The sequence below is a fragment of the Oceaniovalibus sp. ACAM 378 genome (genome assembly GCF_008085915.1).
Lineage (GTDB): Bacteria > Pseudomonadota > Alphaproteobacteria > Rhodobacterales > Rhodobacteraceae > Oceaniglobus.
Genome location: NZ_VSJK01000001.1, coordinates 329,050 through 344,621, shown reverse-complemented (window position 1 = coordinate 344,621; position 15,572 = coordinate 329,050). Strand labels below are relative to the sequence as shown.

Annotated in this window: 12 protein-coding genes, 1 pseudogene and 1 riboswitch; of the genes and pseudogenes, 6 read left to right on the top strand and 7 right to left on the bottom strand. The window is 60.7% G+C overall.

The genetic code is table 11. From position 1 onward, the window contains the following. Positions 1-4 precede the first annotated feature (4 nt). Together FQ320_RS01525 and FQ320_RS01520 are read left to right on the top strand one after the other, a co-directional pair. The gene (locus tag FQ320_RS01525; protein WP_148469309.1) at positions 5-907 is read left to right on the top strand and encodes a DMT family transporter; all 903 of its coding nucleotides are present in this window, start codon (positions 5-7) and stop codon (positions 905-907) included. A gap of 13 nt (positions 908-920) precedes the next feature. Next, complete coding sequence (locus FQ320_RS01520; protein ID WP_148469307.1) at positions 921-1,526, top strand: inner membrane-spanning protein YciB; 606 nt, start codon at positions 921-923, stop codon at positions 1,524-1,526. Positions 1,527-1,575: 49 nt separating this feature from the next. Here FQ320_RS01520 and FQ320_RS01515 read toward each other — a convergent pair whose 3' ends face one another. The 6 genes and pseudogenes from FQ320_RS01515 to FQ320_RS26280 form a co-directional block, all read right to left on the bottom strand. Next, positions 1,576-2,232: an XRE family transcriptional regulator gene (locus tag FQ320_RS01515; protein WP_148469305.1), complete on the bottom strand. Its 657-nt coding sequence runs from the start codon at positions 2,230-2,232 to the stop codon at positions 1,576-1,578. A 292-nt stretch (positions 2,233-2,524) separates the two neighbouring features. Further along, positions 2,525-3,091, bottom strand: coding sequence for a sarcosine oxidase subunit gamma (locus FQ320_RS01510; protein WP_148469303.1), 567 nt, complete (start codon positions 3,089-3,091; stop codon positions 2,525-2,527). After that, positions 3,084-6,050 carry a sarcosine oxidase subunit alpha family protein gene (locus tag FQ320_RS01505; RefSeq protein ID WP_148469301.1) on the bottom strand — a complete coding sequence of 989 codons (2,967 nt, stop codon included), beginning with the start codon at positions 6,048-6,050 and terminating at the stop codon, positions 3,084-3,086. The genes FQ320_RS01510 and FQ320_RS01505 overlap by 8 nt, the downstream gene beginning before the upstream one ends. After that, a complete protein-coding gene (locus FQ320_RS01500) occupies positions 6,047-6,334 on the bottom strand; it encodes a sarcosine oxidase subunit delta (RefSeq protein ID WP_148469299.1) in 288 nt (95 codons plus the stop codon). The genes FQ320_RS01505 and FQ320_RS01500 overlap by 4 nt, the downstream gene beginning before the upstream one ends. A 13-nt stretch (positions 6,335-6,347) precedes the next feature. After that, positions 6,348-7,598 carry a sarcosine oxidase subunit beta family protein gene (locus FQ320_RS01495; RefSeq protein WP_148469297.1) on the bottom strand — a complete coding sequence of 417 codons (1,251 nt, stop codon included), beginning with the start codon at positions 7,596-7,598 and terminating at the stop codon, positions 6,348-6,350. A 203-nt stretch (positions 7,599-7,801) separates the two neighbouring features. Beyond that, a pseudogene (locus FQ320_RS26280) lies at positions 7,802-8,072 on the bottom strand (glutathione binding-like protein); the annotation flags it as partial. A 259-nt stretch (positions 8,073-8,331) separates the two neighbouring features. Next, positions 8,332-8,456: riboswitch (SAM riboswitch) on the top strand. Between the two features lie 43 nt (positions 8,457-8,499). Here FQ320_RS26280 and metZ point away from each other — a divergent pair. The 3 genes from metZ (at position 8,500) to FQ320_RS01475 (ending at position 12,494) form a co-directional block, all read left to right on the top strand. Beyond that, positions 8,500-9,681, top strand: a complete 1,182-nt coding sequence (metZ, locus tag FQ320_RS01485) for an O-succinylhomoserine sulfhydrylase (protein ID WP_148469296.1) — start codon at positions 8,500-8,502, stop codon at positions 9,679-9,681. 165 nt (positions 9,682-9,846) lie between these two features. After that, a complete protein-coding gene (folE2, locus tag FQ320_RS01480) occupies positions 9,847-10,950 on the top strand; it encodes a GTP cyclohydrolase FolE2 (protein ID WP_148469294.1) in 1,104 nt (367 codons plus the stop codon). A 92-nt stretch (positions 10,951-11,042) separates the two neighbouring features. Beyond that, entirely contained in the window at positions 11,043-12,494 is a 1,452-nt protein-coding gene (locus FQ320_RS01475; protein WP_148469292.1) for a TrkH family potassium uptake protein, read from the top strand. 153 nt (positions 12,495-12,647) lie between these two features. On the opposite strand, the gene FQ320_RS01470 is transcribed toward FQ320_RS01475, so the two are convergent. Then, positions 12,648-14,420: a serine protease gene (locus tag FQ320_RS01470; protein WP_148469290.1), complete on the bottom strand. Its 1,773-nt coding sequence runs from the start codon at positions 14,418-14,420 to the stop codon at positions 12,648-12,650. A 131-nt stretch (positions 14,421-14,551) separates the two neighbouring features. Here FQ320_RS01470 and FQ320_RS01465 point away from each other — a divergent pair, with 131 nt between their 5' ends. Next, positions 14,552-15,523: a glycine--tRNA ligase subunit alpha gene (locus FQ320_RS01465; RefSeq protein ID WP_148469525.1), complete on the top strand. Its 972-nt coding sequence runs from the start codon at positions 14,552-14,554 to the stop codon at positions 15,521-15,523. Positions 15,524-15,572: the final 49 nt, after the last annotated feature.

The following is a 15,572-nucleotide window of genomic DNA, read 5'->3' as shown; positions in this document are numbered from 1 at the left end:
AGGGATGAGCGATTGGCTTTTGTCGCTGGAAGGCACCGAGGCGGGGCACCGCGCGGCGTTGATCCTGGCCTTGTCGGCGGCGTTCCTGCACGCGGTTTTCGGCGCATTGCAGAAGGGGGCGCATGATCCCTGGTTGACGCGTGGCGCGGTCGATCTGTTCATGTTCTGGCTTGCGCTTCCGGTTGCTCTGTTCGTCGTGCCCTGGCCCGAGGGGTCACAGTGGGGCCTGCTTCTGGGCGCGCTTGCGATCCATTTCGTCTATAAGGTTGGGATGGCGCTGGCCTATTCCCGGGGGGCGTTCACCGTGGTTTACCCGGTGGTGCGCGGCACCGGGCCGCTGTTCACCGTGATCGGCGCCTGGGCGATCTTTGGCGAAACCTTCGCGCCGATGCAGTGGGTGGGGGTGGCGGTCCTGCTGGTCGGAATTTTTGGGCTCGCGGTATATAATCTGATCTTCATCGAGGTGCAGCGCGAATCATTGGTGCCGGCGCTTTGGATCGCTTTGGCGACCGGGGGACTGGTGGCGGTCTATACCACCTGGGACGCCATGGGCATTCGCGCCACACCGAACCCGTTTACCTTTCTCGCATGGTTTTTTGTTATTACAGCGGTCGACTTTCCGGTGATCGCCTATGTTCGCTGGCGCCGCATGGACGCGCCGCCCCCCTTGGCACCTTTGTTGAAGCGCGGATTTCTGGGCGCGTTCATCGCATTTGGCAGCTTTGGTTCGATCATGATGGCAACCCGGCTTGATAAGGTCGGCGAGGCGGCGGTGCTGCGCGAAACCTCGACCGTGTTCGCGGCGCTGATCGGCTGGCTTGTGCTCGGTGAAACGGTCGGGCCGCGCAGAATGGCGCTCATGGCATTGATCGCGCTGGGCGCTGTGATAGTTGAGTTCAGCGGCTGAAACGGAGAATGACATGACTGAAAAACCCATCGCCCCTTGGGTGAAAACGGCGCTTGAGATGGGGCCGATCGTGCTGTTCTTCATCGGCTATCTTTGGCTGCGTGACCGGACATTCACGTTTTCAGGCACCGAATATTCCGGATTTATCGTGGTTACAGCGGCTTTTGTGCCGCTGATCGCCCTGTCCACCTTGGCGCTTTGGCGGCTGACCGGCAAGGTGAGCAAGATGCAACTGGTCACGCTGGTGCTGGTCGTCGTGTTCGGCGGGCTGACCGTCTGGTTCAACGACGAACGGTTCTTCAAGATGAAGCCGACGCTGATCTATTTGATCTTCGGCGGCATTCTGGGCTTTGGTCTGTTGCGTGGGAAATCCTATCTGCGGATCGTGATGGACGAGATGATCCCTCTGACGCCTGAGGGCTGGATGATCCTGACCCGGCGGTTCACGGCGTTCTTCTTTGCGCTGGCCTTGGCGAACGAGGTGATCTGGCGCACGATGTCGACCGGCGCTTGGGTGAATTTCAAGACCTTCGGCCTGACCCTCGCGATTTTTGGCTTTTTCCTGTTGCAGGGTCGTCTGTTCGAAGCGCACAGCACCCGCAAGGATGACGGTGCCTGACCCAGGGGAAAGTACCGAACCTCCGCCGCAGATCTGACGCGGCGGCGGTTCAGTTCGATTGAGGCGAGGCGATGACCGAGAGATAGCGGATCGGAAGTTTGACCATGACTTCGGGTCCGTGCGGGGCATCGGCATCGAAGTGCAGCGTATCGCCCGGTCTGAGCGAAAACACTTTGTTGCCATGACGATAGTCGACTTCGCCTTCCAGCATATACATCGTTTCAATACCGTCGTGTTGGAAAACCGGATAGACGTCGGGGACCTCGGTCAGCGTGATCAGATAGGGCTCGACCACCACGCCGCTGGCGTTGGAGCCGATATGGCCCAGCAGATGATACTGATGTCCCGCCCTTGTGCCACGGCGCGCGGTCTCTGCACCTTCACCGGCCCGGGTCAGCACCGCACACCGGCTTTCCTCAAACCCGCGAAAGAACGCGGTCAGAGGCACGCTCAGGGCATGGGAAAGCGCCTGCAGGGTTGTAAGCGACGGCGACGTGTTGCCGTTTTCGATCTTTGACAACATCCCGATGGAAAGCCCGGTCGCCTCGGCAAGGGCAAAGACCGTCATCTTTTGCTGGGTGCGAAACGCGCGAAGCTCTTTGCCGATTGCGACTTCCAGCACTTTCTCGCGGGCGCCCCTGACCTTGAACGGCTCCTGTTCAGGCACCTTTGACGTTGCCCCGGGCGAGCGTTTTTCCTGATTCATCCTGTTAAGCCCTTACCTGCGATCTTTGCGGGCGCCATAAGCTTTGGTGAAAAATGCAGCAACCGCAGAGCGGAGAGGCGCAAAAGTTCCTTGGCAAGACCCATCACGGTAATAATTGATGAATAGCGGGAATAAATCAACGACCTTGCAGTCTGATTTTTCCGGGGTCCATGGCCTGTCTCGCAACGGTGATCAGGCTGCTGCGTGCAATCAGTAAAATCGCCATCCTCTTGTGTCAATTCCGCGCGTCGCCGACGGGCGACGTCACGCAGAACCCTTTGATCCGACCGGCTCAGACGACGCTGGTCGCTGCAACGGTGAGCGCGTGGTAAAGCGAGCCTGCCGACGACCGTGGGCCGATAACGCTGAAATGGCTGTTCTTGGTGCGGCAGATCAGAAAACACCCCAGATGTTCCAGCCGCGTCCGCGTGACCTGACCCTGTGCCATCACGCGGGTGTCGGCATTGCACAGCCGTTCCAGCACGTCATGGCAGCGTTCGCCCTGCAAATCGAAACGGCACCAGCCGTCGGTTTGTTCAGTGATCGACGCGGCGTCGCCGACGGCGGCTTTCAGCTGTGCGGCCAGATCTTCGTGACGGTCATGGGGCGCCTCGATCATCCATTGCTGCGGCCCGGTCCAGAAGGCGGTGAAAGCCCCCGCGGTGGCACAAGTAGCGACATCAGGCAGGGGGATGCCAAGGAATTTTTCGGCCGCCGTCGCCGTGTCACCCTCGCGATTGCGCCGCGCCGCGAGGGATGCCAGTGCCCAGTCGGGACATTCCGATATCTGCAATCCCTTGAACCTGTCGATCTGCGCGGTGGTGCGGCCAAGCGGGGTGATTGGGATCAGATCATGCACGGAGCCGGTCTCCTTTTGGATCGACAAAATGGGCGCTGACGACTTCGACGTCGACATCCGCCCCGGTCAGGGGCGTCGTGAGGGTCAGGATTTCACCAAACCGATTGCCACCGTCCCGAAGAAACCCGAGTCCGATGGATGAATTGAGGCTGGGGGAAAAGGCGGCAGAGGTGACATATCCCTGATCGTGTTTCGCATCCACCGGCGTTCCCTTGGTCATCAGATGCCCGCCCGCGGTGACTTTATGCGTGCTATCGACCGGTTTGAACCCGACCAGCATCAACGCATCCGGCTTATTCAGCCCCTCGCGCTGGGACAGGGTTGATCCGATACTGTCCTTCGTTCTGGACACCATGCGCCCCATGCCAAGGTTCAGCGCGGTACTCGTTCCGTTCAACTCACTGCCTGCCGCATGGCCCTTTTCGATACGCATGACACCCAACGCCTCGGTGCCATAGGGAACCACATCGAATTCGCGACCGGCCTCCATGATCCGGCGGAACATTGCATCGCCATATCGGGTTGGCACGGCGATCTCATAGGCCAGCTCGCCAGAGAACGAGATGCGGAACAGCCGGGCGCGCAGACCGCCGCAGACCGTAATCTCGCGGCAGGCCATGAATTCGAACCCTTCGTTCGTAATGTCGACATCCGGATCGACGATCTTTTGCAACAGCTTGCGCGAATTCGGACCGGCGACGGCGTATTGCGCCCATGCCTCGGTGGTCGAGATCAGTTGCACATCCATATCGGGGAACAGGCACTGGCGGACGAACTCCAGGTGTCGGTAAACACCCACGGCATTGGCGGTGGTGGTGGTCATTACGAAATGATCCTCGCTCAGACGCGCGGCAGTGCCGTCATCCATCGCCATGCCGTCTTCGCGCAGCATCAGACCATAGCGGGTCTTGCCGACGGCCAGTTTGGCAAATCCATTGGCATAGACCTTGTTCAGAAACCCGGCCGCATCGGTCCCTTGCACGTCGATCTTGCCCAGAGTGGTGACATCGCACACGCCGACCGATCCACGCACCGCGCGCACCTCCCGGTCGACACTTTCGCGCCAATGGACCTCGCCGGGTTGGGTAAACCATTGCGCCCGCAGCCAGTTGCCGACTTCGACGAAACTGGCGTTATGCTCGACGGAAAACCGGTGGCTGGGGGTTTCACGGGTGGGGTGAAAGTTCTTGCCACGCGCCCGCCCGCCAAATGTGCCAATCGGCACGGGGGTATAGGGTGGACGGAACATCGTCGTGCCGACCTCGGGGATCGATTTTCCGGCCAGTTCCGCCATGATGGCAAGGCCGCCCATGTTGGAGGTCTTGCCCTGATCGGTGGCCATGCCAAGCGTGGTGTAACGTTTGAGATGTTCGACCGAGCGGAAGTTTTCCTGATGCGCAAGCGTCACATCCTTGACGGTCACATCGTTCTGCTGATCCAGCCAGGCGCGCCCCTTGCCGCCCTGAACATACCAGAACGGCTGCAGGTTGATCGGTGCATCCTCAGCCTGCGGCAGATCGAGCGCGGGCGCGTCGATGTCCAGATCACGCAACGCGGCGGCAGCCTGATCGCTGCCGGTTCGCAAGGCGGCGGCAGTCGAAAAATCCCCATTGGCGGCACCGGCCACGGTCAGGCCCGGCGTGCCGGACTCACCCGGCACAAAGGCGGCGATTTCAGCGTTCCAGACCGGGCGCCCGCGTTGATGACAGGTCATGTGGACATTGGGGTTCCAGCCGCCTGATACGCCCAGAGCGCCGCATTCGATATTGCGCTCAGAGCCATCGCCAAGCCGCACGTGGATATAACTCAAGCCCAGCCGCCCCGTGGTGTCGGTCACTTGAGCATCCGGGAGCAGTTCGCAATCGGCAATGCGCGGCGCATCGGCGCGCGTGTCGATTACCGCCATCACCTTGACACCCTTGGCCAAAAGATCGGCGGCTGTGCGATGCCCGTCATCGTTGTTGGTGAAGATCGCAACGCGCTTGGCTGCCGTCACCGCCCAGCGGTTGGCATAGGCGCGCATGGAACCCGCCAGCATGATGCCCGGGCGATCGTTATTTTCAAAGGCGATGGGCCGTTCGATGGCACCGGCACACAGAAGCGCGCGTTTGGAATAGATCCGCCAGAGGATCTGCCGTGGCTTGCCAGCGGGTGTCACGGCAAGATGGTCACTGACACGTTCGACTGCGCTGTAAATCCCATGATCGAAGGCGCCGACAATTGTCGTTCTGGTCATGCAACGCACATTCGGCAGCGACTGAAGTTCCGCCATTGTCGCAGCGGCCCATGCCTGACCGGTCTGCATGCCCACGGCAAAGGTCTCGGCGTTCAGACGCCCGCCAAAGATGTAATCCTCATCCGCAAGGATCACACTTGCCCCCGCGCGCCCGGCGCGCAGCGCAGCGGCAAGCCCGGCAGGGCCACCGCCGATGATCAGCAGGTCGCAATGCAGGAAACCCTTGTCATAGCCATCGGGATCGTCCTGCAGGGAAAGTGAGCCAAGCCCCGCAGCCTTGCGAATGATCGGTTCATACAGTTTTTCCCAGAACGCAGCGGGCCACATGAAGGTCTTGTAATAGAACCCGGCGGTCAGGAAATTTGAAAACCTGTCGTTGATCGCCATTGCGTCGAATTTCAGCGACGGAAGCCGGTTCTGGCTTTTCGCCACCAGCCCGTCGAACAGCTCGGCAGTGGTCGCGCGGGTGTTCGGTTCTTGCCGCGCACCGCTGCGCAATTCGACCAGCGCGTTCGGCTCTTCGCTACCCGCGCTCAAAACGCCGCGCGGCCGGTGATATTTGAAAGAACGCCCCATCAGCCGCACGCCATTGGCCAGGAGCGCCGAGGACAGCGTATCGCCGGGATGGCCTGCATAGCTTTTGCCGTCAAAGGTGAATCTAATGGTCCGCGACCGGTCGATTGCGCCACCGGCAAGCCGGTTGTCCTGAGCTGCCCGGATCATTTGCTGCGCCCTTTGCTGCGGGCCACATCGCGGGCCATTTCAACACTGGTGATTTCATGGGTCAGCGTGTTGCGCGTGACGACCAGCCAACTGCGGTCGCCGATCTCGTGAAACCACAATTCGCGGTGTTCGCCCGCCGGATTATCGCGCAGATAGGCATATTCATAGAATTGTTCCTGCGCATCAGCGGCTTCCCAATCGGGGCGGTCGATCAGTGAGGCATCTCCGAGATAGGTGAACTCTTGCGCGTCGCGCGGGCCGAGAAGCGGGTGATTGATGATCATTCTTTCAGGCTCCTCAATGCAGGTTGGGCTGTGCGCCCACGCCTTTTTCATCGATCATATATCCGCGGCGGAAGCGGTCGAACCGATAGGCGGTGGCGTATTCATGCGGAATGTCGCGGGCCAGCAGATGCGCATAGCACATCCCCGAGGCCGGGGTCGCCTTGAAGCCGCCATAACACCAGCCGCCGTTGAAATAGAGCCCTTCAATCTCGGTGCGGTCGATGATCGGCGAACCATCCATCGACATGTCCATGAGGCCGCCCCACATCCGTAGCACGCGCGCCCGCCCCAATGCAGGGATCAGGGCCATGCCGCTTTCCATCACACCCTCGACCACGGGCAGATTGCCGCGCTGTGCATAGGTGTTATAGCCATCGGGATCGCCGCCAAAAACCAGCCCGCCCTTGTCCGACTGGCTGCAATAAAAGTGCCCCGCACCAAAGGTGATGACCCCCGGCAGAACCGGTTTCAGACCCTCGGTCACAAACGCCTGCAACACAGTGCTTTCGATCGGTAGTCGCATGCCGGCCTTTGCCATCAGGCGCGAGGATGACCCGGCGACGCAACTTGCCACCTTGCCCGCGCCAATGAAACCGCGCGATGTTTCGACACCCTTGCAAACACCGTTCTCAATGCGGAAACCGGTGACCTCACAATTCTGAATGATATCGACCCCCAGATTGTCGGCACCCCTCGCATAGCCCCATGCAACCGCATCATGGCGCACGGTCCCGCCGCGATGCTGGGCCAGACCGCCCTTGATCGGAAAGCGCGCGTCGTTGAAGTTCAGAAACGGATAGCGCGCCCTGATCTGTTCGACGCCAAGCATTTCGGCGTCTGCACCGTTCAGGATCATCGCATTCCCGCGCCGGGTGAAGGCAGTGCGCTGTGCATCGGTGTGGATCAGGTTGAGAATCCCGCGTTGGCTGACCATCGCGTTATAGTTCAACTCCTGCTCCAGCCCCTCCCACAGCTTCAGCGCGTATTCGTAGAAAGGCCCGTTGCCTTCCAACAGGTAGTTCGAGCGGATGATCGTGGTGTTGCGGCCCACGTTGCCGCCGCCGATCCAGCCCTTTTCCAGCACCGCGATGCGTTTTTTGCCAAAGGTGCTGGCCAGATAATATGCCGTTGCCAACCCATGCCCGCCGCCGCCGATGATGACAAAGTCATAGGCCGGTTGCGGTTCGGGATCACGCCATGCAGGTTTCCAGCCCTTGTTCCCCGTCAAGGCTTCCTTGATGATCCGCAGACCGGAATAGCGCATGAATGACCTCGTTCTTATTGCGTCAGGATGGGGGATGGGCAGGGCGGAGTTCAGGCAGTTGATCGGATGTCCATCGGTCAAGATCCGCCATAACAGCCATTTTCCGTTTCAGATTGCAAGGTTGGGCAAAAACCACTCTGGGCCGGGTCCTGCGATAAAGTGGTTCGTCTGACTGGATCACACCGTCGGGCGACCCAACAAGGCTAACGGCGCAGCTCTGCCGCCAGGGCCCGCGCCGCGATCACACCGGGTCTGCCCCCGACCAGATCAAGCCATCGGGCAAGGTGGGGCTTGTCGTACAGAGTCTGCTGCTGGCCTTCCCTAAGGGACGCCCAACCCCAGATCGCCAAGTCGGCGATGGAATAAAAATTGCCCGCAACAGTATTCGTTCTGCGTCAACTGACGATCAAGCACCCCATAAAGCCGTGCGGTTTCGCTGCGATAACGGTCCTTGGCATGGGGCAGGTCGATGGGATGTTGTTCAAGGCTGGAAACATCTGGTTGTAGGCGAAAACCAGTAGCCGTGAGTCATGATGATGACCGGTGCCTCCGCCGGCAGTGCGCGAAATATTGCGATCAGCGTGGCGGTGTCGTCAATCGCGCCGGTGTGACGAAGCATTGGCATCGTCGCGTTCCGTCTTCCTGTCGCACAGGATTGCGGCATCAGGGGAAAAGCACGGTTACATCATCGTGAGGGTGCTTGACCGATTGGGCTCACGGGTTTAATCGGCAAGTCAGGAAACGTGGCGATTTGTTCACCGGATTGCGGGCCACGTCGGTGTTTTTTCGTCCGGACCATCGGTCCGACCGGCAAGACCCCGGAAAAGAAACCGCTAAAGAGGTCGGGGCAAATGCCCCCGGCGTCCGTGACGGTGGGGGTTTTTGTTGGAAAGGACACCCCATGAGCGACAAGTGGAACACCCGCACCCGGGCTGTGCATGCAGGCACGCGCCGCAGCCAGTACGGCGAGGTCTCCGAGGCGATCTTTCTGACTCAGGGGTTCGTTTACGACACCGCTGAGCAGGCAGAAGAACGGTTTTTGCAACCGGGTGACGATGAATTCATCTATGCCCGTTATGGCAACCCAACCGTCCGCATGTTCGAAGATCGGATTGCAGCGATTGAAGGGGCCGAAGATGCCTTTGCCACCGCCAGCGGCATGGCGGCGGTCAATGGCGCGCTGACCTCGCTGTTGAAAGCGGGCGATCATGTGGTCAGCTCGCGCGCTTTGTTCGGGTCGTGCCTTTATATCCTCGATGATGTGCTGAAACGGTTCGGGGTCGATGTGACCTTTGTCGATGGCACCGATATCGATGCCTGGCGGGCCGCCATGCGCCCCGACACCCGCGCAGTGTTTCTGGAATCGATCAGCAACCCGACGCTTGAGGTGATTGATCTGAAGGCAGTGGCCGAGATTGCCCATTCAGTCGGTGCCACGGTGGTTGTCGACAACGTCTTCGCCTCGCCGGTCTGGTCGCGGGCGCTGGAGCTTGGGGCTGATGTCGTCGTCTATTCCGCCACCAAACACATTGACGGGCAGGGGCGGTGTCTGGGCGGCGTGGTTCTGGGCACCCGCGAATACATCCGCAAGACGCTGGAACCCTATCTGAAACACACCGGTGGCGCGATGTCGCCGTTCAACGCCTGGGTGATGCTGAAAGGTATGGAGACGCTCGATCTGCGGGTCCGGGCGATGACCGACAGCGCCACGCAGATCGCCGAAGCGCTGGAAGGTGACGCGCGCCTTGCCCGGGTTATCTTTCCCCATCTCGCCAGCCACCCGCAGGTCGAAGTGGCAAAGCGGATGATGGAGCGGGGCGGCACGGTTCTGTCGATTGATCTGAAGGGCGGGCAGGCGGCGGCGTTCCGGTTTTTGAACGCGCTTGAGATCATGACAATCTCGAACAACCTTGGCGATGCGAAGTCTATCGTCACTCACCCCGCCACAACCACCCATCAACGGCTCAGTGTCGATCAGCGGGCCATTCTGGGAATCACCCCCGGGCTGGTGCGGATCTCGGTCGGGCTTGAGGATTGCGGCGATCTGTTGAACGATATCCAACAGGCGCTGGAGGCGGTTTAGCGCGAGATGACCTTACTGGGGGTCTGCATGACTGCAAACCCTCCGGAGGCGCGGCGTTTTCCGATATCGCATCGTCGACCCCGGCTTCTGACGCGGTCGCCGGGGCGGTAAAACGGTGCAGGCCGCCCTATATGTTACTCACGATTGCATGAAAGGGACGATGCCATGACCCGTCTTGCCACCGAATTTGACCGCACGCCCGACCGGGATCAGGCAGCCGCCGCCCTGCGCCTGTTGCAGGATTGGGTTGCACAGGCCGGGGCCAAGGACATCGCGGCGCTTGATCCCGTTCTCGCCCGGCTGCTGCCCGGTCAACCGCCTGAAACCTGCGCCAAGCTGTCGCGCAGCTATCCCGATGAATTTGTTGTTGATGCCGATTATCGCGCCACACTGCCCGATCTGCAGAATGGGTCGCACACCCTGATCAAGGGATCGAAACGCCAGATTCAGCATGTGGGAATCAGCAATTTCCGCCTGCCGATCCGCTATCACACCCGCGACGGCGCCGACCTTGTGCTGGAAACCAGCGTCACCGGCACCGTGTCGCTTGAGGCCGAAAAAAAGGGCATAAACATGTCCCGGATCATGCGCACATTCTATCGCCACGCCGAAGCAACCTTCAGCTTTGAGGTGATCGAGGCGGCGCTGGATGATTACAAAACCGATCTGGAGAGTTTTGACGCAAGGATCCAGATGCGCCTGTCGTTCCCAATGAAGATGGACAGCCTGCGCTCGGGCCTCTCGGGGTATCAATACTATGATATCGCGTTGGAACTGGTGGAAATTGACGGGGTACGGCGCAAGATCCTGCATCTCGACTATGTCTATTCGTCGACCTGTCCCTGTTCGCTCGAACTGTCCGAACATGCGCGCGAGGCCCGTGGGCAGCTGGCCACGCCGCATTCGCAACGTTCGGTCGCGCGGCTGTCTATGGCGCTGACCCCCGATGCGCCCTGTCTGTGGTTCGAGGATCTGGTGGATCTGTGCCGCGCCGCAGTTCCGACGGAAACGCAGGTGATGGTCAAGCGCGAGGATGAACAGGCTTTTGCCGAGCTGAACGCCGCCAACCCGATCTTTGTCGAGGACGCGGCCCGGCTGTTTGCGGGGCGGTTGCAGGACGATCCACGGATCGGAGATTTCCGCGTGGTGGCCAGCCATCAGGAAAGCCTGCACAGTCACGATGCGGTTTCGGTGCTGACCGAAGGCGACACCTTTGCACAGGCCAGCCTTGACCCGCGCCTGTTTGCCACACTGTTTCATGTCGGCTGATAACCGGATCGCCGCGCCGGTGTTGTGCCCGGCGCGTCAACTCAGGCGGCACCCCGCTTGACACCGCGCGGCGGCCCGGCCAAGCCTGCGCAATGATCGACCCGCGCCCCGTTGGATATGTGATCGGCCTGCTTGTGGCTGCCCTCGGGCTGACCATGTTTGTACCGATGTTCGTCGATCTGGCCGCGGGCAATCCGCACTGGGCGACCTTTCTGGAAAGCGGTGTGGTCACCACACTGACCGGCGGGTTGATCGCGCTGGCCTGCTCCAATGGTCTGGCTGACCGAATCTCGATCCAACAGACATTCCTGCTGACCACCGGGGTCTGGGTCATGCTGCCGGTGTTCGGCGCGATTCCCTTTGTGCTAGGCGCGACCGAGGCCAGTGTGACCGATGCAATCTTTGAATCCATGTCGGGGCTGACCACCACCGGGTCCACCGTTTTCACCGGGCTGGAGAAATTGCCCCGGGGCCTGTTGTTGTGGCGGTCGATGCTGCAATGGTTCGGCGGCATCGGTGTGATTGTCATGGCGATGGTGTTTCTGCCTGAACTGCGCGTCGGCGGGATGCAGGTGTTCCGCTCGGAAGCCTTTGACACGATGGGCAAGATCCTTCCCCGCGCCGCCGAGATCGCAGCGCAGATCAGTTGGATCTATGTCGCGCTGACCTTTGTGTGTTTCCTGGGGTATCTCGGGCTCGGGATGCCAAGCTTCGAAGCGATCAATCACGCGCTCACCACCCTGTCCACCGGCGGTTTCTCAACCTCGGATCAGTCGTTTGCAGTGTTTCAGGGGGCTCCGGAATACCTCGCTTCGGTGTTCATGATTTTGGCCAGCCTGCCGTTCGTCCGCTATATCCAGCTGATCGCCGGCACCGCAAAGCCAATGTGGCGCGATTCGCAGATTCGCGGCTTTCTGGCCATCGTTGTGACTGTTGCGGTGGGCTTGAGCTTCTTTCAGGTTCTGATGCTGGATCGCGGCATCGAAGAAAGCTTTCGCGAGGCATTGTTCAATGCCACCTCGGTCATGTCGGGCACCGGATATGCCAGCGTCGATTATCAGCTGTGGGGCACGTTCTCGATGGTCGTGTTCTTTCTGATCGGGTTGATCGGTGGTTGCGCCGGTTCGACCTGCTGTTCGGTCAAGATCTTCCGCTATCAGATCCTGATTTCGGCCATCGTCGCCCAGATCCGCCGGATCCATTCACCCCATGGGATATTCACCCCACGCTATGACGGTCGCCCGGTCACCGAAGACGTTCTGAATTCAGTCATGGCGTTTCTGGTGCTGTTCGTCGTGTCGCTGGGGGGGCTGTCGGTGCTTTTGGCGATGACCGGGCTGGATTTCGTCACCTCGCTGTCGGGGGCGGCAACGGCGATTGCAAATATCGGGCCGGGGCTGGGACCGATCATCGGTCCGGTGGGCAACTTTGCCCCCCTGAACGACGTGGCCAAATGGCTGTTGGTTGGCGGGATGCTGATCGGGCGGCTGGAACTGATGGCGGTCTATGTTCTGTTCACCTCGTTCTTCTGGCGGACTGCCTGACGAACCTTGGGTGCGATGCCGGTCCGGGCCGTGGATAACGCCTGTACTGGCCGATGTCCGGGGTCTGGATTGCCCAAAGCCGGGGCGTTCGGGCCGAAGGGGCGGGTCTTGGCGGGCGGCTCTAGCACGCCCGCCAATGGACTGTCTGAACCGTTACCAGCAACTGACCAGCACTGTCATGTCGGTTGCCGTCTCGGTCAGAACCCCAGACTTCAAAGGGCCCGAGCGTTCGGCGGCGCTGGCCGACAGACCGTTGGCAGACATGAAATCGGCGATGGTTTCGACGTCCACGGCAAAGGACACGGCATCGGGCAGGGTGCGTCCGTCGCGATCGACGTTGGGCATCAGCATGCCCAGAACCGCACCGCTGACATCAAGGACAGGACCGCCCGCATCGCCGGGTTGTGCGGTCAGATCCAGCCGTTTGATCGACTCGTTGCCGTCCAGCCCGCGCAGATCGGCCAGTGTGCCAAAGGTCAGCGTCGGCGCACCCAGAATCCCCTCATAGGAGTATCCGGCCAGCACAACCGTTGATTGCAGCCGGGGCACGGCAGGCTGGAACCGGGCAAAGGCGCGGGGCGCAAGCGCCTGGCTCGGCGTCAGCAGGGCCAGACCGGTTTTTGCATCGCTGGCCTGCAGCGTCGCCTCGATTTCTTCGTTCAGGGTGATGCGCGAACAATTCTGCACCGCCGTTGCTGTCGTCAGCACAGTGCCGCGCGCATCGACATAAAACCCCGAACGTGACGAATCGGGTCGGCGGATTTCCAGCCCGGCCAAAAGATCGATTCGCTGATCCTCGGTCGGGTCGCCGACCAGATCGTTCATCACCCGGTCGGGCAGGGCGGCAAAGCTGCCGGTCATTTCGTCAATCACCCGCTGGCGGCGCTTTTCGTCGCCCGTGGGCCAGATCAGGGTGAACCCCTTGACCGCGCCGTCGCGCGCCACCGCTTCGGTATGGCTGATGAAGTCCGGGCCTTCGCCGATCAGGGTGAAACTGTTATTGCGCTTTTCTCGCGCGCCGTTCTCAGGAACGATTTCAAGGGTCTGCATGATATCGAACAAGCCGAACAAGGTATCGGTATCGCCTTTTTGGCTGATCAGCAGCACCTTGGGAAACCGGTCGGTGTCGTTGTGCGGACCATAGTGTGCAAAGGGCGGTTCATAGCTGTCGAAACCGATCAGCTCGAGCGGCATCATGATTTCGATACCGGCGGTTTCGTCCCGCACCATCTCCAGCCCAAGACCTGCCAGAATGGCATTATAAGCGGTCAGAAGTTCGCGCCGTTGGCGGGTCGTCAGGATGCCGGTTGCCGCGTATCCCTTGGCGACCTGCCATTCGCCCATGCTGTTCCGGGTGCCACGGCCAAATGCGCCGTCGATGGCGGCCTCGTAGAAACCTTCCCATTGCAGGGCAATCTGCAACTGCTTGCGTTCGTCGGCTGACAATTGCGCCTCGGATTGGCGGGCCTCGGCCGGAGTTTCATCCGTCACCGGGGCCGGGACCGGATCGGTTTCAGGGATCGGCGTGGCCACAATGGGCGCGTCGGGATGGGCCGGGGCAGAGGTTGGCGGCGTGTCCGGCGCGGCGACCGCAGCACCGCCGATCGGCCAGAACTGCGAGGTGAAACTGGACCCGTCGGTCGAGAAACTGTCGTTCGGAATCAGCCCCTGACTGCGCAGGGTTGACCGCAGGGATGCGGTTTCGCTCTCACCTTGGGGGCCGACGACCACCGCATACCAGTTCGTTGATCCAAGCCGGTATCCGGCGACATTCCGGATCGCGCCGGCATAATCGGCGGCCCGTTCCTGTGCCCGTTCCAAGCTGGGCTGGGCCTCGATCTGCAACCAGGTTGATTGTTGGGCGGTGACCGCGCCGCCGAAGTTGGTGGCAATCACCACCAGAAACACCCTGAAATTACCGAACATTATAAAGTATCTTACCCTTGCTGCACCCGCCGCTGTTTTCGGCGCCGTGCCATCAGAGACAGATCCGGCTCGAGGTCAAGAAACATTGGCGCGAGGCCGCCGTGCAATTGACCCTTGTTGCCCTTCTGCCTATGCAACGCTCATCTTTGCAGGAACCTGCAACGAAAAAAAACACGAGGCGCCCATTGGATACCCCCCGTTCGTTTCAGGAGATCATCCTGCGGTTGCAAACCTATTGGGCCGGTCAGGGCTGTGCGGTTCTGCAACCCTATGACATGGAGGTCGGCGCGGGCACGTTTCACCCGGCCACGACCCTGCGTGCGCTGGGTCCGGTGCCCTGGGCCGCCGCCTATGTCCAGCCGTCACGCCGCCCGACCGACGGGCGTTATGGCGAAAACCCCAACCGGTTTCAGCATTACTACCAGTTTCAGGTGCTGATCAAACCCTCCCCGCCTGACCTGCAAGAGCTTTACCTCGGCTCGCTCGCTGCCATCGGGATCGACGCCGGTATCCACGATATCCGTTTTGTCGAGGACGATTGGGAATCGCCGACGCTGGGGGCATGGGGGCTGGGCTGGGAGGTCTGGTGCGATGGCATGGAAGTGTCGCAGTTCACCTATTTCCAGCAGATGGGCGGGCATGATTGCCGCCCCGTATCGGGCGAGCTCACCTATGGGCTGGAGCGGTTGGCGATGTATGTTCTGGGCGTCGATCACGTCATGGATATGCCGTTCAATGATCCGAAATCACCCATCCCGCTGAAATACGGCGACGTGTTCCTCCAGACCGAGCGTGAATATTCACGTTGGAACTTTGATGTGGCCGACACCGAAACACTGTTGCAGCATTTCAAGGATGCCGAGGCGGAATGTGCCCGCACCCTTGCCGCCCCCGCCGAGGATCCGAAAACCGGCAAACGCATCGTGATGGCCCATCCGGCCTATGACCAGTGCATCAAGGCGTCCCATGTGTTCAACCTGCTGGATGCCCGCGGGGTGATTTCGGTTACCGAACGGCAGGCCTATATCGGCAGGGTGCGCGCATTGGCCAAGGCCTGTGCCGATGCCTACCTGATGACCGAACAGGGCGGATGGTCAGCATGAAACGGGGCACAGGGACGGTGACGGGCACGGTGCAGACCGCCCGAAACCT

Coding starts and splice junctions, on each gene's coding strand:
- FQ320_RS01525 (WP_148469309.1), top strand. CDS start 5: ATGAGCGATTGGCTTTTGTCGCTGGAAGGCACCGAGGCGGGGCACCGC.
- FQ320_RS01465 (WP_148469525.1), top strand. CDS start 14,552: ATGCAACGCTCATCTTTGCAGGAACCTGCAACGAAAAAAAACACGAGG.
- metZ (WP_148469296.1), top strand. CDS start 8,500: ATGAGCGACAAGTGGAACACCCGCACCCGGGCTGTGCATGCAGGCACG.
- FQ320_RS01470 (WP_148469290.1), bottom strand. CDS start 14,420: ATGTTCGGTAATTTCAGGGTGTTTCTGGTGGTGATTGCCACCAACTTC.
- folE2 (WP_148469294.1), top strand. CDS start 9,847: ATGACCCGTCTTGCCACCGAATTTGACCGCACGCCCGACCGGGATCAG.
- FQ320_RS01505 (WP_148469301.1), bottom strand. CDS start 6,050: ATGATCCGGGCAGCTCAGGACAACCGGCTTGCCGGTGGCGCAATCGAC.
- FQ320_RS01515 (WP_148469305.1), bottom strand. CDS start 2,232: ATGAATCAGGAAAAACGCTCGCCCGGGGCAACGTCAAAGGTGCCTGAA.
- FQ320_RS01500 (WP_148469299.1), bottom strand. CDS start 6,334: ATGATCATCAATCACCCGCTTCTCGGCCCGCGCGACGCGCAAGAGTTC.
- FQ320_RS01520 (WP_148469307.1), top strand. CDS start 921: ATGACTGAAAAACCCATCGCCCCTTGGGTGAAAACGGCGCTTGAGATG.
- FQ320_RS01495 (WP_148469297.1), bottom strand. CDS start 7,598: ATGCGCTATTCCGGTCTGCGGATCATCAAGGAAGCCTTGACGGGGAAC.
- FQ320_RS01475 (WP_148469292.1), top strand. CDS start 11,043: ATGATCGACCCGCGCCCCGTTGGATATGTGATCGGCCTGCTTGTGGCT.